At 64.4% G+C, this 22,727-nt stretch carries 22 protein-coding genes; 8 read left to right on the top strand and 14 right to left on the bottom strand.

Annotated elements, in window-relative coordinates; translation table 11 throughout:
- Positions 1-9: 9 nt before the first annotated feature.
- The 6 genes from IB279_RS10255 to IB279_RS37630 all read right to left on the bottom strand — a co-directional run bounded on the left by IB279_RS10255 (position 10) and on the right by IB279_RS37630 (position 2,964).
- Positions 10-696, bottom strand: a complete 687-nt coding sequence (locus tag IB279_RS10255; RefSeq protein ID WP_060520644.1) for a fumarylacetoacetate hydrolase family protein — start codon at positions 694-696, stop codon at positions 10-12.
- A gap of 254 nt (positions 697-950) precedes the next feature.
- Positions 951-1,157: a hypothetical protein gene (locus IB279_RS10250; RefSeq protein ID WP_034788476.1), complete on the bottom strand. Its 207-nt coding sequence runs from the start codon at positions 1,155-1,157 to the stop codon at positions 951-953.
- Between the two features lie 327 nt (positions 1,158-1,484).
- Positions 1,485-1,721, bottom strand: coding sequence for a DUF982 domain-containing protein (locus IB279_RS10245; protein WP_082566472.1), 237 nt, complete (start codon positions 1,719-1,721; stop codon positions 1,485-1,487).
- 193 nt (positions 1,722-1,914) lie between these two features.
- Positions 1,915-2,151 carry a hypothetical protein gene (locus tag IB279_RS10240; protein ID WP_234798742.1) on the bottom strand — a complete coding sequence of 79 codons (237 nt, stop codon included), beginning with the start codon at positions 2,149-2,151 and terminating at the stop codon, positions 1,915-1,917.
- A 110-nt stretch (positions 2,152-2,261) separates the two neighbouring features.
- Entirely contained in the window at positions 2,262-2,654 is a 393-nt protein-coding gene (locus tag IB279_RS10235; RefSeq protein ID WP_060584956.1) for a hypothetical protein, read from the bottom strand.
- 187 nt (positions 2,655-2,841) lie between these two features.
- The gene (locus IB279_RS37630) at positions 2,842-2,964 is read right to left on the bottom strand and encodes a hypothetical protein (protein WP_255380892.1); all 123 of its coding nucleotides are present in this window, start codon (positions 2,962-2,964) and stop codon (positions 2,842-2,844) included.
- 400 nt (positions 2,965-3,364) lie between these two features.
- Here IB279_RS37630 and IB279_RS10230 point away from each other — a divergent pair, with 400 nt between their 5' ends.
- Both IB279_RS10230 and dusA read left to right on the top strand, forming a co-directional pair.
- Positions 3,365-4,165, top strand: coding sequence for a glycosyltransferase family 25 protein (locus IB279_RS10230; protein ID WP_192339184.1), 801 nt, complete (start codon positions 3,365-3,367; stop codon positions 4,163-4,165).
- A 175-nt stretch (positions 4,166-4,340) separates the two neighbouring features.
- Positions 4,341-5,432, top strand: a complete 1,092-nt coding sequence (gene dusA, locus IB279_RS10225) for a tRNA dihydrouridine(20/20a) synthase DusA (protein ID WP_112770903.1) — start codon at positions 4,341-4,343, stop codon at positions 5,430-5,432.
- 322 nt (positions 5,433-5,754) lie between these two features.
- Here dusA and IB279_RS10220 read toward each other — a convergent pair whose 3' ends face one another.
- Complete coding sequence (locus IB279_RS10220) at positions 5,755-5,967, bottom strand: cold-shock protein (protein WP_034788487.1); 213 nt, start codon at positions 5,965-5,967, stop codon at positions 5,755-5,757.
- 677 nt (positions 5,968-6,644) lie between these two features.
- On the opposite strand from IB279_RS10220, the gene IB279_RS10215 reads away from it, so the two are divergent.
- Entirely contained in the window at positions 6,645-7,232 is a 588-nt protein-coding gene (locus tag IB279_RS10215; RefSeq protein WP_034788490.1) for a J domain-containing protein, read from the top strand.
- A gap of 218 nt (positions 7,233-7,450) precedes the next feature.
- Entirely contained in the window at positions 7,451-8,182 is a 732-nt protein-coding gene (locus tag IB279_RS10210) for an LssY C-terminal domain-containing protein (RefSeq protein WP_112770902.1), read from the top strand.
- 135 nt (positions 8,183-8,317) lie between these two features.
- Here IB279_RS10210 and IB279_RS10205 read toward each other — a convergent pair whose 3' ends face one another.
- Positions 8,318-9,199, bottom strand: a complete 882-nt coding sequence (locus tag IB279_RS10205; RefSeq protein ID WP_112770901.1) for an NAD(P)-dependent oxidoreductase — start codon at positions 9,197-9,199, stop codon at positions 8,318-8,320.
- A gap of 166 nt (positions 9,200-9,365) precedes the next feature.
- Between IB279_RS10205 and IB279_RS10200 the strand changes: the two genes are divergently transcribed.
- Complete coding sequence (locus IB279_RS10200; RefSeq protein ID WP_226020687.1) at positions 9,366-9,716, top strand: helix-turn-helix domain-containing protein; 351 nt, start codon at positions 9,366-9,368, stop codon at positions 9,714-9,716.
- A gap of 589 nt (positions 9,717-10,305) precedes the next feature.
- Here the strand turns inward: IB279_RS10200 and tyrS are convergent.
- From tyrS to uvrB, 3 genes are all read right to left on the bottom strand, one after another.
- Positions 10,306-11,568, bottom strand: coding sequence for a tyrosine--tRNA ligase (tyrS, locus tag IB279_RS10195; RefSeq protein WP_060520652.1), 1,263 nt, complete (start codon positions 11,566-11,568; stop codon positions 10,306-10,308).
- Positions 11,569-11,865: 297 nt separating this feature from the next.
- A complete protein-coding gene (locus IB279_RS10190; protein ID WP_060520653.1) occupies positions 11,866-12,072 on the bottom strand; it encodes a hypothetical protein in 207 nt (68 codons plus the stop codon).
- 91 nt (positions 12,073-12,163) lie between these two features.
- The gene (gene uvrB, locus IB279_RS10185) at positions 12,164-15,145 is read right to left on the bottom strand and encodes an excinuclease ABC subunit UvrB (protein WP_060520654.1); all 2,982 of its coding nucleotides are present in this window, start codon (positions 15,143-15,145) and stop codon (positions 12,164-12,166) included.
- A 252-nt stretch (positions 15,146-15,397) separates the two neighbouring features.
- Between uvrB and IB279_RS10180 the strand changes: the two genes are divergently transcribed.
- Positions 15,398-16,402: a FecR domain-containing protein gene (locus IB279_RS10180; protein WP_082566463.1), complete on the top strand. Its 1,005-nt coding sequence runs from the start codon at positions 15,398-15,400 to the stop codon at positions 16,400-16,402.
- Positions 16,403-16,570: 168 nt separating this feature from the next.
- Here the strand turns inward: IB279_RS10180 and IB279_RS10175 are convergent, their stop codons facing one another.
- Positions 16,571-18,742 carry a CHASE2 domain-containing protein gene (locus IB279_RS10175; protein ID WP_112770899.1) on the bottom strand — a complete coding sequence of 724 codons (2,172 nt, stop codon included), beginning with the start codon at positions 18,740-18,742 and terminating at the stop codon, positions 16,571-16,573.
- 6 nt (positions 18,743-18,748) lie between these two features.
- A complete protein-coding gene (locus tag IB279_RS10170; RefSeq protein WP_112770898.1) occupies positions 18,749-20,503 on the bottom strand; it encodes an adenylate/guanylate cyclase domain-containing protein in 1,755 nt (584 codons plus the stop codon).
- 256 nt (positions 20,504-20,759) lie between these two features.
- On the opposite strand from IB279_RS10170, the gene IB279_RS10165 reads away from it, so the two are divergent.
- Positions 20,760-21,257: a GNAT family N-acetyltransferase gene (locus IB279_RS10165; RefSeq protein WP_112770897.1), complete on the top strand. Its 498-nt coding sequence runs from the start codon at positions 20,760-20,762 to the stop codon at positions 21,255-21,257.
- A gap of 73 nt (positions 21,258-21,330) precedes the next feature.
- Positions 21,331-21,846 carry a GNAT family N-acetyltransferase gene (locus IB279_RS10160; protein ID WP_060520658.1) on the top strand — a complete coding sequence of 172 codons (516 nt, stop codon included), beginning with the start codon at positions 21,331-21,333 and terminating at the stop codon, positions 21,844-21,846.
- 67 nt (positions 21,847-21,913) lie between these two features.
- Here the strand turns inward: IB279_RS10160 and IB279_RS10155 are convergent, their stop codons facing one another.
- A complete protein-coding gene (locus tag IB279_RS10155) occupies positions 21,914-22,357 on the bottom strand; it encodes a TIGR02594 family protein (protein ID WP_034795245.1) in 444 nt (147 codons plus the stop codon).
- Positions 22,358-22,727 lie beyond the last annotated feature (370 nt).

The raw sequence follows: 22,727 nt of genomic DNA, 5'->3' as shown, positions 1-22,727 counted from the left end.
GTGAGCCGGTTAGACGACGCTGACGGCGAGCGCCGCAACCCCATCGACGCCGCAGGTGACCTCGTCACCGCGCGCGACCGGTCCGACGCCCGAGGGCGTGCCGGTCATGATGACGTCGCCGGGGGCCAGCGTGAAGAGTTTGGAGAGTTCGGCGATGATTTCCGGCACTTTCCAGATCATCTGGTCGAGATCGCCCTGCTGGCGGAGTTCACCGTTGACCTTCAGCCAGATATTGCCGTTGAGCGGATGGCCGATCGTTTCGGCCGATGCGATCGCCGAGAGCGGGGCGGAATGCTCGAACGCCTTGGCTGCAGCCCAGGGCTTGCCAGCCTTCTTCGCCTCCGCCTGCAGGTCGCGGCGGGTGAAATCGATGCCGACGGCATAGCCGTAGACGCAATCGAGCGCGTCCTCGACGGCGATGTTGCTGCCGCCACGTTTCAGGGCGACGACCAGTTCGACCTCGTGATGAACGTCGGTGGTCAAGGGCGGGTAGGGGAAGGCGCTACCGGCTGCAAGCAGGTTGTCCGGGTTCTTCTGGAAGAAGAACGGCGGCTCGCGGTCCGGGTCGTGGCCCATTTCGATCGCGTGGGCGGCATAGTTGCGGCCGACGCAATAGACCCGGCGAACCGGAAAGCCGACGAGGCTGCCGGAAATCGGCAGCAGCACGGGAAGCGGTGGGGGGATGATTGTTTCCATGATCGTCCGGTCTTGGGCGTCCGCCTGTCGCAACCGACAGGAAGAGCACCGCGCGTTTGTTGGGCGTTCGCCGTTGGCCGATTTCGGTTGAGGCGAGGCAAGAGAGAATCCGGACGTTACTGCATAAATCCGCGAATCGGAATCGATCCGCAGAAAAATTAAGAACAAGGATTGGGGACGAAGATTTTGATTAAGGCGCGCCCACCAGGGCGCGCGCGATCACGGCATCCGGAAGGATGCCATCATCGGCAAAGTCAGGCGCAATGAGCGTAGGCCTGAAGCTGGTCTCGGGTCAGGAACCGACCGTCCGAACGCGAGTTGAGTTCAGGATGGCTGTATTCGAGGCTGGGGACCTGGGGAAGCTCAAGGGCCTGGCGCACGGTCATGATGCCGAGATCACGACGGCCACCTTCACGCTTCACGGTGACTTCAACGATGCGATAGAGATTGCTCTCGCTCATATGTTCTCTCCCGTATATCGTTTTTCTTGAATTCCCTTAATGGGACTAAGGCGCTCCGAAATTGGTTTTTGTGAGGCACCTCAGAATATAGTAGAAAGAAATGAATGCTTCACGACAGAAATCGGGCCATTTCTGGAAAAATCACCCGAGATTGGGCAGTAATGTGCTGAAATGATGCGTTTGCTGGGCGAATGCCCGGAGCCTGAATAATCGTACGCGGCCGTCAAAGGCCGAAGCTTTCAATCAAAAAAGTCATCGTGTCGCTTGCCCGATGGCAAACGCTCGCCGCCTTCCAGCGGCACTTTTCGTTCAGCGCCGGTAGGCGCGTTAGTGCGTAGGCAACTCGGCTTCTTCGGCGGCCGAGATGAACAGCGATCGGGCCTCTTCTGCGGTGCGACGGCCGTCGATGGCGGCGCGGCAGGCACTGCGGGCGGCCACATAGAATGGTCCGCGGCGAGGCCAGTGGTCTGCAAGGCAGGCGAGGGCGTCTGAGGGGCCTTTGACGGTGCGGCAATCGCCGCTAACGAAGTCGAGTTCGATCGGCTGTTTCCAGACTAATTGCATGCGTCTCCTCCTCGAGATCATCTCAATGAACATCGGCATTTGCGACCGCCGGCCTCTGGCTCCTCTCGAGAAGGTCGGCAGTCGATCTTGCTAATGTAGCGCAGGAGTTCGCTTTTGTAAGCAGCTTTTCGGTTATGGCAGGACAGGCTGCCGCCGGCGGCCGCTCCGCCTGGCGCGAATGCCGCGATTGGCGTTATCTGGGGATGCCACGCTGCAAGCTTTCGGCGAAGGCGCGACCGGCAATAAGCAGGCGTCCTTCGCTGGTATTGCCTGCGAGATAGTCGTCGATCAGCATCCTGGCATGCCGCCGCGCAGGCTCCCCGTCTCGCGCCCAGCCCTGTTCGATGCAAAGCGCGTCAAAGACGCGCTGCAACCGCTCCATGTCGGCCTTCGACAGCGCCAGGCATTGTGTCGCTCGCAATGGGGCCACCCGTCCCTCCCACAAGGCCGCATTCCCGCGCGCACTATGGCAGAAGGCCGGCGAATTGAACCCCTCGGGAATGAGGGGTTATACGGGCACGCCCGTTGCCGTCGGAATTGTCAGGCCGCCGGGACGACGCGGTCCACCTTGGTTCGGCGACCGCCTTCCTCGATCCGGTAATAGTCGGAGCCGATCTGCGCATACTGGTCGCAGCGCCGGCCGCCATCCTCGAAGGTGATGCAGACCTCGTCGCCGGTGATCGTGTAGCTGCCGCCATCGCGCACCTCGTAGTCACGATAACCGTAGCGGCCGTCGGGGAAGAAGGTGGAGTTGACGCCGTTGAGATTGTACCGCAGCGTCTTGCCGACGAGGAAGGCCTGGAGCGCATCGCCCGAAAGCGTCGGAACGGACGGGGCGGTCGGCCGGGGTTTTGCGACCTCAGGCGCCTCCAACTCCATCGATTGGCACCCGGCCAAGAGAAGCGTGAGAAGTGCCGCGATCGCGCGTTTCATGCCGTCTGTCCTTATTCCTGTGACCGGTAACGATACAGGAACGCTGCCCTAGTCCTGTCCGCGGTCGCCGTCAACCCCGTGCTGTGCGTAGCGGCCGGGCTGAGGCGAGCTGATCATCTGCCTTCTTTCCGTTGGCAATCGCGAGTTTCGTCTTTTGTGAAACGAAGGCGCAAAAAGCGCCTGTCGCTCAAAAAAGGCTCGTGCCAACCGCGGCAGCGACCGTGGCCGCCAGCGCCAGCAGCAGAAATGCGGCGCCGATGACGGTCGCTATTGTCCGTCGGCGCCGTGCGCCGCTCCAATCGTAGCTCATGTTTCGCTCCGATGACGATCCAGTCGAGGCGGCAAGATGTGCGATTCTTCTTAACAAAGTGGAAACCATGCCCGGCGGGGAGCCGCCGTCGGCAGGAGGCTATCGACGGCGACCGTGTTGCTGGCACCTTGCTGGTGGCCTCGTCCGTGCCGTATCGCGAGGAGCTCAGGGGAGTTGTCGTAACGCAGGCGCTTGTCGCTGCAGCGCTGATCGTTGTGACGTCGTGCGATCCGTGGTAGCTCGTCGCGCAGTTGTACGAATCCCGACGATGGGTTCGGTTACCCTGCCGTTGATTTCGGAGCGTTTTTTCGCAGTTCCGAGGATCGGGCGCGATAGGCTGACCAAGCGGCGTGCGCCTTCGGCCCACACACGTCAAGATGGAAGGAAGCAAGGGGTATCCATGCGCTGCCTGGTGATCAATCTCGACCGTTCCCCTGGGCGACTGATCCACATCGGAAGCCAGTTTTCCACCTTCGGCCTGAATTTTGAGCGCGTGGCTGCCGTTGACGGGCGAGAGCTCGATGACGCCGTGTTGGCGATGCAGCCGGTGTCGAAGCAGTGGAAGAGGATGAACAAGGCTGAAATCGCCTGCTTCATGAGCCATCGGAAGTGCTGGGCCATCATCGCGGAAGGGAGCGATGCCTATGGCGCGGTGATCGAGGACGATGTCTTCTTTTCGCCGAGCGCAACCCAGGCGCTGTCGTCATCGGATTGGATCCCGGCCGAAGTGGGCCTGCTGAAGATCGAAACTTTCCGGCAGAAGGTGTTTCTCAGCCGTGCCCGTGTGCTCGCCGATGCCGGGCGCACGATCCATGCATTGCGGGGATGCCATGTCGGCACGGGCGGCTATGTCATCTCTCGGGACTATGCAAAAAGACTGCTCGAGCTTTCGGAAGGGGCGTTTCCATGCCCTGTCGATCATTTCATGTTCGACGATGAGGTGCCGCGGCCGGACGACTGCCGCATTCATCAGCTCTATCCGGCCGTCTGCATCCAGGGCATGCTTCTCGACAGCGCCGACCCGGCGCACGGAAGCACGATCCGCAAGCCGGCGGGAGCAGCGGCTCGCGTGAAGTTGAAGCTCAAGATACATCAGAAGCTCTGGCGCGAGTGCAAGCGACTGTCACTGCAGGTGGCGGCGTTGCCGCCGTTCCTCTTGCGCAGCATTCGCTACCGCTGGACGACCGTTCCCTTTGGGTGACGGGTCGCGTTGCTGAGGCCTCCTCGTTGCCTCTCATTGCCGTAGGTGTCTAAAGCTCGCTTTCTTCGGCGTCGCGTTATATAAGCCCGGCAACACTAGATAATGCCTGCTGGCGGCATGCGCGAATTTTCGGCGCTGCCCTTGCCGCGGCCATTGAACAAGAGACGCACGAAAGATGACTGAGACCGCAGGAAAAGCTGCGCGCACTAAGGCGTATTTCAACGCACCGGTCTTCGCCGTTGCGCCCATGATCGACTGGACGGACAGGCACTATCGGTTTTTCGCGCGGCAGCTATCGAAGCATGCGCTGCTCTATACGGAAATGATCGTCGCCGAGGCGATCCTGCGGGGGGACCGGCAGAGGCTGCTCGGCTTTGACGTATCCGAGCATCCGGTGGCGCTGCAGCTCGGCGGTAACGATCCGGCGAAGATGGCGGAGGCGGCACGGATCGCCGAAGGCTTCGGTTATGACGAGATCAACATGAATGTCGGCTGCCCGTCGGACCGGGTGCAGTCCGGCACGTTTGGCGCCTGCCTGATGCAGGAGCCGCAAACGGTGGCCGGCTGCGTTGCGGCGATGAAGGCGGCGGTAAAAATCCCGGTTACGGTCAAGTGCCGTATCGGTGTGGACGACCAGGATCCGGAAGTGGCGTTGCGCACGCTCGTCGCGCAGGTGATCGATGCCGGCACAGACGCCGTCTGGGTGCATGCCCGCAAAGCCTGGCTACAGGGCCTGAGCCCCAAGGAGAACCGCGAGGTCCCGCCGCTCGACTATGGCCTCGTGTATCGGCTGAAGCAGGAAAATCCCAATCTTTTCATCGGTATCAACGGCGGTCTTCAGACCCTGAATCAGGCGCTTGAGCAGCTTCCGCATCTGGACGGCGTCATGCTCGGCCGTGCTGCCTATCACGACAGCGCCATGCTGACAGCGGCCGATCGCCATTTCCCGCATCCGCTGACTGGCGCCAAGCCAATCGTCGAAGACGGAGCCACCTTCTCAGAGCGCGGCCATCGTCTCGATCTTGATTTCTGGGCGGAGGTCCGTGACGCCATGGCCGATTACGCCGCCGCGCATATCGCCAATGGCGGCCGGCTGATCCACGTGACCCGCCACATGGTCGGCCTGTTCCAGGGCTGGGCGGGTGCGCGACGCTATCGCCAGATCCTGTCCTCCGATGCGACCCGCCAGGGCGCGGGGCCGGACGTAATCCACGCGGCCTTCGACGCGGTCTTCGAGGCGACGGCGGCCAAGCAGGCGGCGGAGTAGGCGGTCATCGAGTGTGCGGGCGCCCGCGGGGCGTTCGAGGGTAAGTGCCGCAGACCTCTCCGTTTGTCGTCCTCGAGTTCGCCCGAGCGCTCATTGGGCCGCGCGTCCGGCGCAGGCTTTGCTGCGTCGAGAGAAGATGGCGCCTCTGGTTCTGGATGCTCGGGTCGAGCCCGAGCATGGGGGCTGGAGCTGCTTCTGGAGACCCGCTGCCTATAAGGCCGGGTTAGGAGCTGATCCGTGGGGGCTGAGGCGCCCCCCAAACGAAAACGGCGCCCCTTGCGGAGCGCCGTTTCCAAATGAATGTCCGACTGGACGATCCGGCTTAGGCAGCCTGGATGTTGACGGCCTTCGGGCCCTTGCCCATGCGATCCGGCTCGGTGTCGAAGGTGACCTGCTGGCCGTCCTTGAGCGTAGCGAGGCCAGCGGCCTGAACGGCGGAGATGTGTACGAACACGTCCTTCGCGCCGCCATCCGGCGTGATGAAGCCGAAGCCCTTGTCCTGGTTGAAGAATTTTACGATGCCCTTGGTGGCCATGGAAGAAGTCCTTTTCCTTCAGTCAATTTGCGTTGCCCGCGCCCCCTGGGGGATGTGGGCATCTCGTCTTCCGCTTGCAAGCGGAAAGGCGTCGAGTGGTCACGATATCGGGGAAAAGACGTCTACGGTGCCGCTGCCGGCGGTCCCGACACAAGGCCGGGCGCAGTTGAAAGTCCAGTCTCCGGGATAGAAATCGCCCGAACGGGGCAAGAAGTGACAGGATTTGCAGAAAAAGGCAAGCGCCTTGTGCGCCGCGGGAAGCCGTCCAGCCTCTGTCTTTGCAGGGCTTTGGCCCGTTCTCGACCGTCGCTTTCCGGGCAGGGAGAAAAATCGGGGACGGCCGGTTTCCGGACACAATTTCGTCCCGACCGCGACCGAACGTGCGCGCCACCAACGGGCGTTTGCGTTTTGGGGGCGGACTGCCGGGGGGAAGGCTTGCGCCTCTCCATAACACTTGCGCATCCCCGGGATAACGCGCAGGTTTTACCGAAGGTTGGTTCCGTCTTGGCCGCCGATGGCGTAGCCAGTGGCGCAGACGGGCGGCCGCGAGGACGGACGAAGTATCGCCGTGCGGACGAGGTGTCGCCGTGCGGACGAAGTATCGCCGGGGCTGAATTGGTGAGAGTGCGCCGGCCAGGTCTTGCTGGTGGCGAGAGTGACATACGGAGAGGGACAGCGTGATCGACCCTTACGAACTGCTTGGACTGGAACGCGACGCCGACAATCAGGCGATCCGCAACGCCTATCGCAAGGCGGCGAAATCCGCGCATCCGGATTCCGGCGGCGATCCCGAACAGTTCGCGCGACTGCAGGTGGCCTATGAGCTGCTCAAGGATCCGGTGCGCCGCAAGGTCTATGACGACACCGGTTACGATCCGCAGCTGGCCGACGCGCGCGATCTCAAGGGCCTGATGATGCTCGAAACGCTGGTCAACGAGTTCATCCTCGACGAGCGCGAGCCCGGCAGCTTCGATCCCGTCGCCGCCATGCGCCGCAAGCTTTCGGACGATATCGTCAAGAGCCGGTTCCACATCCTTGAGCTCGAGCGCCACCGGGCCCGCGTGCGCAAGCACCTCGACCGCCTCGGCCGCCGGCCGGAGACCGACGTGCTCGGCTCGATGCTGCGCGCCCGCTCGCGCTCGATCGCCGAGGCGATCAAGAGCACCGACGAGCAGATCAAGACGATCGAGCAGGCCTATGAAATGCTGGAGGGGTATTCCTACGAGCTTGAGGCACTGGAGGTGAAGGCGCACGCGGCGGAGTAGGCGGCGCCGTCTCGACTTTGCCTGTGGTAAGTACGCCGGGACGACGACGACACCCGTGATCCGGACACCTGGCTGTCGGCCGGCGCGATCGCCGGCGTTGATATCACTGGCGTTCGCCTTTGTGGCACCGCTGTCCAGTCGCCTCCATCGGTGCCATAGTCTTCGTCTGTGTCCTATAGCCGGGACCTCTGCCATCGTCTGGAGCGAAGGAGAGTGGCATGAGCCGCTCACACATGCGTGCAGCCGTTCTCCTGCTGGCGACCATGCTCGCCGCCTATCTCGCGGTCAGCTATTTTCTCGTCCCGGAACTCTGGGTCTTCCATGATTCCAGGCGCAGGGCTCCGCTCAATCCCATGGTAACGTCCACGGAGCAGGGCATTCCCGGCGACCCGATCAATGTCGGGCTGGTCGGCTCCAAGGAGCAGATCATCCGCGCCTTCGCCGCGGCCGGATGGGACGCCGCCGACAAGGTGACGCTCAGGTCCTCGGTCGATATCGGCCTCAGCGTCGTGCTCGACCGGCCAGATCTCGACGCGCCCGTCAGTCCGCTGTTCTATGAGGGGCGCAAGCAGGACCTGGCCTTCGAGAAGCCGGTCGGCCACAGCGCCGACCAGCGCAACCATGTGCGCTTTTGGCAGACGACCAAGCCTGTGGAGGGCAGCGGCCCGCTCTGGCTCGGTTCGGCCAGCTTCGACCGCGGCGTCGGCCTCAGCCACGATACCGGCCAGATCACCCACCACATCGGCCCCGATCTCGATGCCGAACGCAATCTGGTCATCGACGACCTCGACAAGGCCGGGCAGGTGGCATCGACCTATGAGATCCCCGGCGTCGGCGCCACCACATCGGGCCGCAACGGCGGCGGCGATCCTTACTTCACCGACGGCAAGACCTTGGTCGGAGTACTCAAGCCGGCAGGCGAAGGGGGCGGTGCGGAGGCCGCGAAATGAGTGCCTACCGCCGCACGCGGAGCAAGGACGCGGCAGGCGCAGAACGCGGCGATGGATCAAAGGCTTAAAGCGCAAATCTGAAAGATTGTGGCGCGGGGCGGCACAGCGGACGGCGCGCGCCCCGTCACCTACCCGTTACGGACGCCCCATGAACAGCGACAACGATGCAAAATCGTCGTGCAGGTGGCCGGCGTCGATGGCACGGCGGAAGATCGCCTCGTAGCCGTCGGTGATCGTCCGGTCGATGCCGCGGGCGGCCATCAGCTCGACCAGATGGTGGAAGGCGCCATAGTGCGGCGAGACCGAGGAAAGCGTGTCGTCGTCGGCCGCATAGCGCCCGGCGGCGCTGCGCTTGATCAGGTCGGCGACGAGGCCATCGATGACAGGCGCCGTCGCCGACCATTGCTTGCCAAGCGTTTCGAGATCGATCACCTCGGCGCGGCAGACGGCGATCGATTGCAGCGCGCCGAACAGCGCCCCCCACATCAGGGCGAGCACCGCGCTGTCGAGCGCGTTGGCAAGGCCCGGATCAGCGCCGATATGCTGCACATTGCCGCCGAGCGCGCCGAGCACCGCGCGGCTTTCCTCAAACGCCGCGGCCGGGCCGGAGATGAGCAGCGTGCCCGCTTCGGTGCCGATGAAATCGGGCGTCGCCAGGATTGCACCGTCGAGGTAGTGGATGCCATGTCGCCCGGCCCAATCCTGCACCTCGCGGGCGCCGGCGGGCGTGCCGGAGGTCAGCTCGATGATCAGCTTGCCCTTGAGGGTGCCCGTGACGTCAGGGGCGCGCAGCAGGCTCTGCGTCGCCAGGTAGTCGCTGACATTGACGATGACGATGTCGGAGGCTGCGACGGCGTTGCGTACGCTGGCCGCCACTTCGGCTCCGGCTGCGGCGAGCGGCGCGGCCTTTGCCGGCGTACGGTTCCACACCGTCGTCGGGTGCCCGGCCTTGAGCAGCGCATGCGCCAATGCCGACCCCATCCGCCCCATTCCCAAAACGCTGATTGCAGGTTGCATATCCAGTCTCCATATCCTTGGTGCGGGATCGGCGCTCGCTACGCGCATCCCGCTTCGCTTGTTCGAGGCGACGCATTTGTCGTCGCGGCTGAGACGTAAGACGGGACCATCGGGTCGCAATACGCACCCGCGGGTAAGTGGTTACCCCGGCGTAAGGGAGGATGACGTGACGGATGCGATGGAAAACTGCGGTTTCATGACCGCGCTGCGGGCGATCGAGGGCAAGTGGAAGGTCGATATCCTCTGCGAACTCGGCAAGGCGGCGCGCCGCTTCGGCCGCCTGCGTCAGGCGATGCCCGCCATCAGCGAGAAGATGCTGGCGCAGCAACTGCGCGAACTGGAAGCCGATGGCCTCGTCAGCCGCACCACCTATCCGGAAACGCCGCCAAAGGTGGTCTATTCGCTGACCAAACGCGGTGCCGCGCTGAACGTGGCGGCGGATGCGCTCTGCAAGTGGGGCGAGGAGTTTGGCGACGACGCAGGGCAGGTCGAGGCGAGGGCGGTTGCGGTGGGCTGACCGCCGCGACGTCGGCGTGGCCGTGGGCGGGCTCACTTTCGAGCGGCATTGGCGCCACGATGCCGCCCGCCACAGCCCCGATGTGTTGTCCGGGCCGTTGGAGCCGCGATCTTGGCGGCTGCAGCCCCGTCCATCTCTGCTCGTCACAGGGATCCCGTACCAATGCGGCCGCACGGCGGAAAACTGCGGCGGCTCGTTCCGGCAAACTTTTTGGCAGTAGGCCTTTCTCGCCGCAGATGCGGCGCTGCTGGACTCCTGTGACGGGCACAGGAATGAGGGCGGTCGGGTAATCCCGGCACTTCTTTGGCCAAGGTGGTTCGCTGCGAGCCGATTTCATGAGAGCGTCGCCGGTGACCGTCGTTACGCCCATGCAGCCACGATCTCTGCGGCTGCATCATCTCCACCCTCATCTCTGTGCCTGTCACAGAGATCCAGCCGCCGCGCGTCGGCGCGGCAGGAGATACCGACCCAGCGCACACAGGCGCTTTGGCTTGCCGACGCATCCCTCGCGCCGCAGATGTGGCGCGAGGAGGGTCCAAAACAAGCGCCGGGTTGAGGGCGGTGAGGCTGTGGTCGTCGCGGAGAACCGCTACTTCACCACCACATGGCGCTTCTTGCCGAGCGAGAGCCGCAGCGGGCGCCCGTCGACGGTCAGCAGTCCGTCGCCATCCTCGACGACCTCGCCGTCGATGCGGACGCCGCGGCCTGAGATCGCCCGCCGCGCTTCGCTCTTCGATGCCGCCAGCCCGGCCCGGACGAGAAGGTCGATCAGCATCACGCCGGCAGTGCGCTCGGCGTCGTCGAGTTCGACTGTGGGCAAGCCCGCGGCGGCTTCGCCTTGCCCGAAAGCCTGCCGCGCCGTCCGCTGCGCATGATCGGCCGCTTGCCGCCCATGCACCAGTGCCGTCGCCTCGTTGGCAAGCCGCTCCTTCACCGCATTCAGTTCCGCCCCTTGGGCGCGACCGAGCCTTTCGATCTCGTCGAGCGGCAGCTCGGTGAAGAGCTTGAGGAAGCGCACGACATCGGCATCCTCGGCGTTGCGCCAGAACTGCCAGTAGTCGTAGGGCGACAGGCGGTCCGCGTTGACCCAGACGGCGCCGGCTGCCGTCTTGCCCATCTTGACGCCCGAGGCGGTGGTCAGAAGCGGCGTCGTCATGCCGAAGACCTCGGCGCCCTCGATCCGGCGCAACAGATCGACGCCGCTGACGATGTTGCCCCACTGGTCGCCGCCGCCAAGCTGCAGCCGGCAACCGGTGCGGCGGAACAGTTCGAGGAAATCGACGGCCTGCAGGATCATGTAGTTGAATTCGAGGAAGCTCAGGTTCTCCTGCTGCTCCAGCCGCGACCTGACGCTGTCGAAGGAGAGCATGCGGTTGACGGAGAAATGTTTGCCGACGTCCCGGAGCATGTCGATCCAGGCCATCCGGTCCAGCCAGTCGGCATTGTTGACCATGACCGCATCGGTCGGCCCGTCGCCGAAGGTCAGCAGCCGCTCGAACACTTTCCTGATGCCGGCGACATTGGCCGCGATTTCCTCCTCCGACAGCATCGGCCGCGCCGCCGAGCGAAAACTCGGATCGCCGATGCGCGTGGTGCCGCCGCCGATCAGCACGATCGGCTTGTGGCCGGCCTGCTGCAGCCGCCGCAGCGCCATGATCGGCATGAGATGGCCGACATGCAGACTGTCCGCCGTCGCATCGAAGCCGGCATAAACCGGCACGATCCCGGCCGCAAAGGCGCCATCGACACCCGCAAGGTCGGTTACCTGGTTGACATAACCGCGCTCGACCAGCGTCCGGGTGATCGCGGAGCGCGGCTCAAAGGCATCGGTGGGGTTGTCGGAAATTGTCATCGGTACTCTCCGTGGCATTGCCGCCAGGGAGCACTGAACAAAACAAAGCCGCCTGACGGCGGCTTGTTTCAAGACATGATCGAAACGCGCCGCTCCCTATGGAGACGTCACATAATAGGTGGCAGCGATGAGCGCGGTGTTGATCATCGTGTGGTTGTAGCGGGGAATGGGGGAGGCGGCAAGGCCAAGGTTCCCTGCGCCACCGTGAGTACGTCGGAGTTGGCCGGGGCGCTCTCCGAGAGTCTTGACGATCGCAGAGTATTGTGCCAGGCCGACCGTCATCTCAATCAACTTTTTCTAAAGCTTCCACCAGCCGCCGAAGTGAGCGACAACGAACAACAGGCTGAGCTGCATCGTCTTGAAGGCGCCATAACCTAGCGCCGAGATTATCAAATAAAACAGGATTTGGTGTTCGGCGACGGTAAGCGTGTGGTGGCCGGGCAGTTCACCTGCGATGAAACGCGATATCACAAAGCCGGCGAAGACAGGCCCGATTAACAACATGCCGACAACGGCAGCGGCGCTTCCCCATCGATCAGTTCGCGGAGATTGTTCTCAGCGTTCGTCATGCAAACCACTCCATCGAAGTTCTACCTCACCGCCCCGGGCGCCCGGTCTTGCCCTTCGTCCGACCCTTCTGCCGCTTTTGGTCTGCCGGGTCCTCATACGACCCGACACCCGGTTTCGCCCGCGTGACGATCGGTTTTTCCGGGACGTGGCCGATGACTGGCTTTTCGGTGCGGCCGACGGTCATTTCGTCGAGGGTGTTCCGGCGGAACAGCGATTTGTCCGCGCCGGCGGGTGTCGCGACGTCGCGGCCCATTTCGTCGAGGTCGGGCTTGCGGAACAGTGGGGTCTCCGTGTCCGTGCCTGGGCCCATGTCGTCGAGGGACGGCTTCTGAAATAGGGATTTGTCGTCGGTGGATTTGGATCCTCGGGTCGAGCCCGAAGATGACGTCGAGGAGCCGGACCGCTTGCCACCCTCCTGCGACCGTGCCTCTTCCCGCGCCATCGGGTCGTCCATCGCGGCGAGTTCGGCGGCCTTGAGGCGTTTGATCTCGTCGCGCAGGCGCGCGGCCTTTTCGAAGTCGAGGTCGGCGGCGGCGTCGCGCATCTGTTTTTCCAGCGCGTTGAGGTGCGCCTGCAGGTTGTTGCCGACGAGATGGCCGCCGTCGGCAAAGCCCTTGCCGGCGACGCCGGAGATGTCGGCGCGGACGTGGTCCTTCTCGTAGACCGAGTCGAGAATGTCGGAGATCTTGGCCTTCACCGATTCCGGGGTGATGCCGTTGGCCTCGTTATAGGCCATCTGCTTTTCGCGGCGGCGGCTGGTTTCGTCCATGGCGCGCTGCATGGAGCCGGTGATCTGGTCGGCATAGAGGATGACCTTGCCGTCGACGTTGCGGGCGGCGCGGCCGATGGTCTGCACCAGCGAGGTCTCGGAGCGCAGGAAGCCTTCCTTGTCGGCGTCGAGAATGGCGACGAAGCCGCATTCGGGGATGTCGAGGCCTTCGCGCAGAAGGTTGATGCCGACGAGCACGTCGAATGCGCCGAGACGCAGGTCGCGGATGATCTCGATGCGCTCCAGCGTGTCGATGTCGGAGTGCATGTAGCGCACGCGAATGCCCTGTTCGTGCAGGTATTCGGTGAGGTCTTCTGCCATGCGCTTGGTGAGCACGGTGACGAGCGTGCGGTAGCCGGCGGCCGCCGTCTCGCGGATTTCGCCGAGCACGTCGTCGACCTGGGTTTTCGCCGAGCGCACTTCCACCGGCGGATCGATCAGGCCGGTCGGGCGGATGACCTGTTCGGCAAAGACGCCGCCGGACTGTTCCAGTTCCCAGGAGCCGGGGGTCGCCGAAACGGCGATCGTGTCTGGGCGCATTGCGTCCCATTCCTCGAAGCGCAAGGGGCGGTTGTCCATGCAGGAGGGCAGGCGGAAGCCGTATTCGGCCAGCGTCGCCTTGCGGCGGAAGTCGCCGCGATACATGCCGCCGATCTGGCTGACGGAGACGTGGCTCTCGTCGATGAACAGCAGCGCGTTGTCGGGGATATATTCGAACAGCGTCGGCGGCGGCTCGCCGGGATTGCGGCCGGTCAAATAGCGCGAATAGTTCTCGATGCCGGCGCAGGAGCCGGTCGCCTCCAGCATCTCGATGTCGTAGCGGGTGCGCTGCTCCAGCCGCTGGGCTTCGAGCAGGCGGCCGCCCTTTTCCAGCTCGGCAAGGCGGTGGACCAGCTCTTCCTTGATCGCCTTGATGGCGCCGTTCAGCGTCGGGCGTGGCGTGACATAGTGCGAGTTGGCGTAGATTTTTACCGATTTCAGGTCGCCGGTCTTCTGGCCGGTCAGCGGGTCGAACTCGGTGATGGCGTCGATCTCGTCGCCGAACATGGAGATGCGCCAGGCGGCATCCTCCAGGTGGGCCGGGAAGATTTCGATGGTATCGCCGCGCACGCGGAACGAACCGCGCTGGAAATCCATGTCGCGGCGCTTGTACTGCTGCGCCACCAGGTCGGCGAGCAGCTGCCGCTGGTCGAGCCGGTCGCCGACGCTCATCTGGAAGGTCATGGCAGTATAGGTCTCGACCGAGCCGATACCGTAGATACAGGAGACCGAGGCAACGATGATGCAGTCGTCGCGCTCGAGCAGCGAGCGGGTGGCCGAGTGGCGCATGCGGTCGATCTGCTCGTTGATCGAGGATTCCTTCTCGATGAAGGTATCCGAGCGCGGCACATAGGCTTCCGGCTGGTAGTAGTCGTAGTAGGAGACGAAGTACTCGACCGCGTTGTCCGGGAAGAAGTTCTTGAACTCGGAATAGAGCTGGGCGGCGAGCGTCTTGTTCGGCGCGAGGATGACGGCGGGGCGCTGCGTCGCCTCGATCACCTTGGCCATGGTGAAGGTCTTGCCCGAGCCGGTGACGCCGAGCAGCACCTGGCTGCGCTCGCCGGAGTTCAGGCCCTCGACGAGATCGGCGATTGCCGTCGGCTGGTCGCCGGCCGGCTGGTAGTCCGACGCCATGCGGATTTCGACGCCGCCTTCGGATTTCGGCGGCCGGGCCGGGCGATGCGGCGTCCAGAGCTTGCCGTCCTTGAACAACGGGTTGCCGCTCTCGATCAGCGCCGAAAGCGCCTCGACGGTGGCGGTGACGCCCGAGGTGGAGGTCAGCTTGGCGGCGTCTTCCAGCGAGACGTCGAGGCCGGCCACCGGATTGAGGCCGGCGGCGGCGCGGGTCTTCGGGTCGGTCGAACCGCCCATGGAGGTGCCGCGCGCCGACTTGCTGCCAACGATCTCGACCTTGCCTTTCTTGCCCGCCTTCTTCGGCCCCGCCTCGTCATCGGCGCCCGCTGCCTTGCGCGCCGCCTTGGAGGCGGCGATCTCCACCGTCTTGCGGTGCTTGCCGGCCTTGGAGGCGATCTGGCGCTGGGTTTCGAAGGCCGAGGCTTCCGCGTCCGCCTCAAGCTGCTTCACCCAGTCGGAAACATTGCCGGATAGAGGCGTGCCTGACAAAGGCGCCTGCGGCGCTTCTTCGAAACCGGACGGGGTGGAGGGCTTCGGCGGGGCATTCTTCGGAGCTTTGGTCATGGCGGGGAATATGGAGAGAGTCCGGCGGAAAGTGAAGAGGCGAGGGAGTACAAAAGGGCAACATTTCGCCCCGGGTTGCCGAAGTCGATTCCAGCGCCGTTTGCGCCTTGAATCGCGGGCTTCAACCGAGGCGGGTCGGATTCCTGTCGCATTGTAACCCTTACGGTTGCGGGCCTGACGCAGCGTTACCCCGATTGGGCGAGAAGACAGCCAAGCCTGCCGCGTGATAACAATAGTTCTTTGGAGGGTGCCATGTTCTGCTTGCGTGGTGCCGCACTTGGGCTTTGTGCCGTGGTCCTTGGTCCGATGTCCCTGTTTGCCGCCGAACCGGTCGGCAAGGCAGTGGAGATCCGGACAGCGGTCAACGGTGCGCGGGGTGCGATTGCGGTCAGAGACCCTGTCTACAAGAACGAACGGATATCGACATCGAAGTCCGGGCTCGGGCAGTTTGTCTTCGAGGACGGCACCAAGCTTGCCGTCGGCTGGGGGTCTTCCGTCGTCATCGACAAGTTCGTCTATGACGACAAGAAGTCGGTGAAGAAGCTGACCATCATGGCCGCCAAGGGCACGTTCCGCTGGATCAGCGGCAAATCCGGCCATTCCGCCTATGAAATCGTTACGCCGGCCGGCACCATCGGGGTGCGCGGCACCGCCTTCGACTTCTTTGTCGGCCCGGATGGCACCACCGCTGTGGTGCTGCTCAGCGGCGCGGCGGATTTCTGCGGTCCAGGCGGCTGCCGGCAGCTGACGCAGCGCTGCGATTGCGTTGTCGCCAAGCCTGGCCGGAGGGCCACCGAACCGAAACGGGTCAGCCGCACGACGTTGAAATCCCTGGGCAATGCCCAGGCGCTGCCGTTCCTCTCCGGAGGTCAACGCCTGTCCGGAGCGATCGGCTGGGTGGGCGGCGGTTGCGGGCTGCGCGCGGCGCAGTTCGAGGGCACCACCCGTACCATCCCAGAGCAACCGGCTCGCGTTGAAGAAAAGCCGCGTGAAGAGAAGCCGCCGCCGGAAGAAAAGCCCCGGGATCCGGGCCCGCAGCCGGAGAACCCCGGCGATCCCGGACCGCAGCCCCAGAACCCGGGCGATCCCGGCCCGCAGCCGCAAAACCCGGGTGATCCCGGACCGCAGCCCCAGAACCCGGGCGATCCCGGCCCGCAGCCGAACAACCCCGGCGACCCAGGACCGCAAGACGGCGGTGGCGGCGATCAACCGAGCCAGGATCAGGGGACGCAGGATCAGGCCCCAAGCCACGATTGAAGGGGCGGCGAAGGCTTTGCTGACGCGCGCCTGATCTCAAAGCCGAGCCGGTGCGCCTCGCCGCCTTCCTCTGGCGAGCCGTGTTTCTTGAAAAATGCTCTGAATCAGAAGGCTGCGGTCGTTTCCGCATGTGCTCCGTGAGGTGGCTTTCGGCTGCCGTTGGCAAGCTCATTCGGCAGGACGCTTGGTATTCTCGTCGGTCGTCTGGGCGAAATGGTCGGCGCGGCGGCCGATCCGGGCGTAGAAACCGGCGAGTGCCGGCGTCAGCGCCGTTGCCTTCAGCTTGGCGGCGTTGATGATGCTGCGGCTGGTCTGCGTCCGAGCGCCGAGTGCGGCGACCAGCCGATCGTGCAGGCCGCGCAGATCCGCGAAGGCGGGCGAGGCAGCGAGGTTTTCGTCGCCGGCGACGGCATAGACCCGCGTTCGCGTCGTCTTGCCCTTGAGCCCGAGGGAGCCGGCGTCGAGCATGGCATGGTCCGGCAGAGCCTGGGCGGTCGCCTCGGACACCAGAATGTCGATGTTGACGTCCTTGCAGGCCGCTTCGATGCGCGCGGCGATGTTCACGGTGTCGCCGACGGCGGAATAGTTGAACCGCGTCTCGGCGCCCATGTTGCCGACGCAGGCAAGCCCGGTGTGGATGCCGATGCCGATGCGCACTTCCTGATCGGCGCCGAAGCCGAAGGCATTGTCGGCGTTCAGCCGCGCCAGCGTCTCGCGCATGCCAAGCGCTGCACGCACTGCCTTTTGCGGATGGTTGGCGACGTCGACCGGCGCATTCCAGAAGGCCATGATCGAATCGCCGATGAACTTGTCGAGCGTGCCCTCGTTGGCCAGCACATGCCGGCTCAGCGCATCGAGCAGCGTGTTGAGAAAGGCGACGACCTCGGTCGGCGTCATGCGCTCGCTCATTTCGGTGAAGCTGCGCACGTCGACGAACATCACGGTGAGCTCGCGATCGTCGCCGCCGAGGCTGAGGGCATTGCGCGTATGCTCGATGCGGTAGAGCAGCGACGGCGAGAGATAGCGGCCGAAGGCCTGCCGCACCTCGCGGCGTTCGCGATCGGTCACCAGGAAGCGGTAGGCAGTGGCCGCGAAATGGGTGATCGAGGCGGCGAGGATCGGCGCCAGCGGATCGAAAAGCCGTCCGCCATAGTAGAAGGCGATCCAGGAGGCGACGAGCGCCAGCGCCGTCACCGCCATGCCGCAGACGAGTGCGACCACGGGGCTGACGAAGGTGGTGAGCAGCACCAGCAGCGTTCCGGCGAGCGCGATCGAGAGGATTTCGAGCCCGTTCGCCCAATCCGGGCGCGAAAGATAGCGACCCGACAGGATCTGCTCGACGATCTGCGCGTGGATCGAAACACCGGGCACGTTCTGGCCGAGCGCGGTGGTGCGCACATCCTGCAGTCCGGCCGCCGAAGTGCCGATAAAGACGATGCTGCCTTCGATGCCGGCGCGGATATCCGGCGAAGGCTCGCCGTCAGCGAGTATGCGGCGCGCCGAGATATAGCGTTCCGTCGTGTCCGGTGTGACATAGAGCCAGACCTCGCCGGTCGACATCAGCGGTACGACGAAGTCGCCGATCTTGACGGCGGTCAGCGTGTTGGCGACGTCGGGTGCAGCCGCCAGCACATAAGTCGAAGCGCCCTGGGCCACCCGCAGGGCCTCCATGGCCAGGCTCGGATAGAACTGCTGGCCGTCGCTCAGGAATAGCGGGGCGGTGCGCACCACCGCCGAGGACGAGCCGGGATTGAGGCTGATGTGGCCGAGGCCGGCGGCATTGGCCTCGAGCTGCGGCCTGAGCGGCGTCGCGGCCCGCAGGCGTGGCGGCGCTTCGTTGGCGCTTTCGCCGGTCAGGGCAAAGCCGGCCTTGACCGGCGGCAGGTAGCTGCCCTCGTTGGTCAGGCCGAAGCCAAGAACCACGGGCTTGTCGCGGATCGCCTCGGCGAAGATCTCGTCATTGTCCGGCAGGGCGGCAAGGAAGGACGGATCGACGCCGCCGACATCGCGCACCACCGTGCGCGGCGACAATCTGTCCGGCTCGGCAAAGAGCACGTCGAAGGCGATCGCGGCCGCACCCATCTCGCTCAAGCGGTCGGTCAGCTTCGCCAGCCGATCGCGCGGCCAGGGCCATTGGCCGAGCTCGCGCAGCGACGCCTCGTCGATGTCGATAATCTTGACCGGCATGGGCTCGAAGCGGCGCGGCGCAATGCGCTGGTATTCGTCGAAGGTGACGTCGCGCGCCTGGCGCAGCAACTGCGGATCCTGGGCGCGCAGAATGGTGAAGAACGCCACCACCGTCATGCCGATCAGAACCCCGAACAGTTGCGATCGTGTCATGGCGGCCTACGGAACCATGGACAGGCCCGCCTTGACGAGCCCGTCGTTGAAATGCGCGTGGTCGGCAGGATCGACATAGGCGGTAAAGAAGCGCCAGTAGCGCGGCACGTCGCTCGGTGCGTTGGCGATCGCTTCCGGAAGAAGCTTGCGCGCCTCGTCGATGCGGTCGAGCTGGCCGAGACAGGTGATCAGCATCACCAGGTTGAAATAGGTGCGGCGCAAGAGCAGCGCCCGTTCGGCGCAGCGCAGGGCTTCGTCGTAGTTGCCGAGATGGTAGTGGGCGAGCGCCATGCGGTTGAGGAAGAGATAGGTGAGCGGATCGTGCGGGCTCAACCGCAGCGCCTTGTGCAGCGGGTCCAGCGCCTCGGCGAAGCGGCCGATATAGATGCGCGCCCAGCCGAGCGCCATGTGGGCGAGCGCGAAGTTGGAGTTGATGTCGATCGCCTGTTGCGCTTCCTCGACCGCGGCGTGCGGCCGCTGGGCCGCGAAGTTGGCGAGACACATGACATAGTGACAATAGGGGTCGTGATCGTCGATCACCACCGCGCGCGCGGCCTCCGCCTGCAGCTCGGCGCTGTCGCGGTCGATGTCCTTGCTGAAGCCGAAGAAGCAGCGGGCAAACAGCGAGCGGGCGAGCATCATGTGCGCGCGGCCGAATTCCGGATCGAGGGCGATGGCGCGGCGCTGCCATTCGATCGCCTCGTCGAAATGCGCGGCGGAATCCTGCGCATTGTGCAGCAGGGTGCCGCGCATGTGGCATTCATAGGCGCCGAGATTGTCGGTGCCCCGCAATTGCGCGCGCCGGTTTTCGCCGATCAGGATCTCCGGCTCGATTGCCGCGACCACATGCTGGGTGATTTCGTCCTGAATGGCGAAGAGGTCGGCGAATTCACGCTCGTAGCGCTGTGCCCAGAGGTGGTTGCCGGTCTCGGCCTCGATCAGCTGGCCGGTAACGCGCACGCGGGAGCCGGACCGGCGCACGCTGCCTTCGACGATGTAGCGCACGCCGAGATCCCGGCCGATCTGTTTGACGTCGACGGAGCGGCCCTTGTAGGCGAAGGAGGAGTTGCGCGCGATGACGAAGAACCAGCGGTAAAGCGACAGTGCGGTGATGATGTCCTCAGTCAGTCCGTCGGCGAAGAAATCCTGCTCGGGATCGCCGGACATGTTGACGAAGGGCAGCACTGCAATCGATGGCTTGTCGGGCAGGGAAAGCGGCATGCCGGGCAAGTCGCCGCCCGCCGGGTTCTCGCGCCACTCGACGCGGTGGACCAGGACCGGACGCGGTATGTTCTTCAGCGCGCGCTCGCCGAGGCGCTGCATCGGAAACTCGAGCTTGCCTTCGATCTGGTCGTGCAGCGCGCCGGAAATGCAGATGTCGTTCGGCTGCGCCACCTGCTGGAGCCGGGCGGCGACATTGACCCCGTCGCCGAGCAGATTGCCGCCGTCGACAACCACGTCGCCGAGATTGAGGCCGATGCGGAACTCCATGCGCCTTTCTGGCGGTAGGTCGGCATTGCGGCGCTGAAGGGTTCGCTGGATGGCGACCGCCGCCCGCACGGCCTGCACGGCGCTCTGGAATTCCGCGACCAGGCTGTCGCCGGCCGCGCCGAAGACGCGGCCCCCGTGCTCCGCAGCAAGGCCGGAAATCGTCTCGCAGTAGGTGGCCAGGGTCGCAAGCGTGCCTTCCTCGTCGGTCGCGACAAGGCGACTGTAACCAGCGACATCGGCAGCAAGGATCACGGCGAGCTTCCGTTCCAAGGCGGCGGGCCCCTCCTGCGGCATCTGGTCAGAAGGAAATTAAGCGTAACTTAAATTAGAAAGTCCGAGAAGCGTAAATCGCCCTGATCGGGCCTGAAGACGCTGCTCAATGCGTAAAAATGCTCCACGCGGCTTCTACGCGAGATTGTACTCGCCGGTGCTTCCACGGAGCGGCCGATTGTGCAAGGTTTGCGGCCTTCATGCCGCCGCGCTTGGTTCAGGCCGGCAACCTCTATCGCGCACGGGATCAACAGTGATGGCGCCTTTTTCCATTCGCCGGCTCACCTCCAGTGATGCCGAGGCCTATCGGGCAGTTCGGCTAGACGGCCTGCTGAAGCATCCCGAAGCCTTCGGTTCATCTTACGAGGATGAGGCCAGCCGGCCGATCGAGGTCACAGCGGAACGTCTTGATAGCGGCTTCGTCCTCGGCGCCTTCGATAGCGATGAAAAGCTCATGGGTGTTGCTGGCCTCGCGATCCAGACGGCGACAAAGGCAAAGCACAAGGGGACCCTCTGGGGCATGTATGTCTTGCCAGAGGCACGAGGAACCGGGCTATCGCGTTTGCTCGTCGACGGGATTATCGCCGAAGCGCGGGGCAAGGTGGAGCGGCTGTTGCTGACAGTCGTCTCGTCGAACGCTGCTGCCCTCAGCCTCTACCGGAAGGCGGGATTTGTCGAATACGGCCTGGAACAGCGCGCGCTGCGGGTCGACGATGCCTATTTCGACGAGATGTTGATGGCGTTGTCGCTTTAAGCGGCGTGGCGGTCAGCTAGGGAACACGCAGCGGGGTCGACGCGGCGCTGTGCAGCGGTAGGATGGCGCCACCATGCCGCTGATTCGACCCACACGCGAAAGCGACCTTTCTCTTCTGCCCGCCATCGAGCGCTCCTCCGGCGAGGTGTTCCGCACCGTCCCCGAGCTTGCCTGGATTGCCGACGACGACGTGCAATCGGCAGAAGCTCATCGCGAATTCCTGCGCACCGGACTATCGGTGGTAATGGTCGACGCCTCCGATCGGCCGATCGCTTTTCTTTGCGCTACGGTTGCCGACGATGCCATGCACATCTGGCAGCTTGCCGTCGAGGCGGAACGTCAGGGGCAGGGGCTTGGGCGCACGCTGATGCTGGCGGCAATCGCGCATGCGCGCGTGACGTCACGCGCCGCCGTCACGCTGACGACGTTCCGCGATCTTGCCTGGAACGAGCACTTCTATCGCAAGCTCGGCTTTGTGACGCTCGATGCAGGCGAACTCGATCCGCGTCTTGCTGAAATCCTTGCCAACGAGGCGGCGCACGGGCTGCCGGCAGAGCGGCGCTGTGCCATGCGGCTGAAGCTCGCTTGAGGGCGCAAGCCAGCATTCCGGAAAGCCGGCGCTGAAAGAAGCTCGCTCGGGCGCGGTTGTGGCCGCGCTACCGTCTGATGGCGACCACCTGGCCGCGTGCGAACTGCGAGACCCTGACGCCGCCGGACTGGTTGCCGCCGATCAGCTGGGCCGTCGATTTCGACAGCATGGACAGGATGCCGACGTGATAGCCGCGGCCGGTGCGCACGACGACGACGTCGCCGGGACGGGCATAGGAGAGCTTCACGGGCGCGCCAAAACGCAGCCAGGAACGGGCGATGCCGAAACTCTGCGGCGGACTGCGCCCGGCCTTGCGGGCGACCATGCCCATGAAATGGCCGCACCAGGGGGTGCGGGCCGGGTTGATGCCGAGCGCTGCACGAAGGGTCTTGTTGTTCTTGACCTCGTGCAGGCCCTTGTATTGCTGCGCCTGGGCAAGCATGCCCGCATTGGCGAAATCAGGTGTCAGTAGCGCGACATAGGCAGCCGCAAGAAACGCCAGGACCTTCATGGTCAGGTCTCCTTGACAAGTTGCTTGGTGCGAACGGTCGGGGCGGCCTGGCAATCGCCGGCATGGCACCCGGTTGCTCAACGGTTTCCAATGTTGGGCGGGGAGATATCAGCGGACGCGCGCGTGCAGGCGTTGAAAAACGCCGCATCGGGCACGCCGGCGAACCGCGGCAAAACGCGGAGCCAGCTTCACGGCAACTGCCGTTTCGAAGTGTGGTATTCCCCTGTCTGCCCCGTCGGGCAGCAAAGCTTCATTCACCATGCGCCGGTGCAAAATTGTGGCAAAACCCGTAAAATATTAGGGAAGGGATTGCTAATCGCCGAAATAGCTGATGCGAAACGGCGATTCGCCGCATCAGACATCAAAAAAA

The organism is Ensifer sp. ENS06 (genome assembly GCF_014852205.1).
GTDB classification, from domain to species: domain Bacteria; phylum Pseudomonadota; class Alphaproteobacteria; order Rhizobiales; family Rhizobiaceae; genus Ensifer; species Ensifer adhaerens.
The sequence above is the reverse complement of the archived record's forward strand: the minus strand, read 5'-3'. Positions and strand labels throughout refer to the sequence as shown.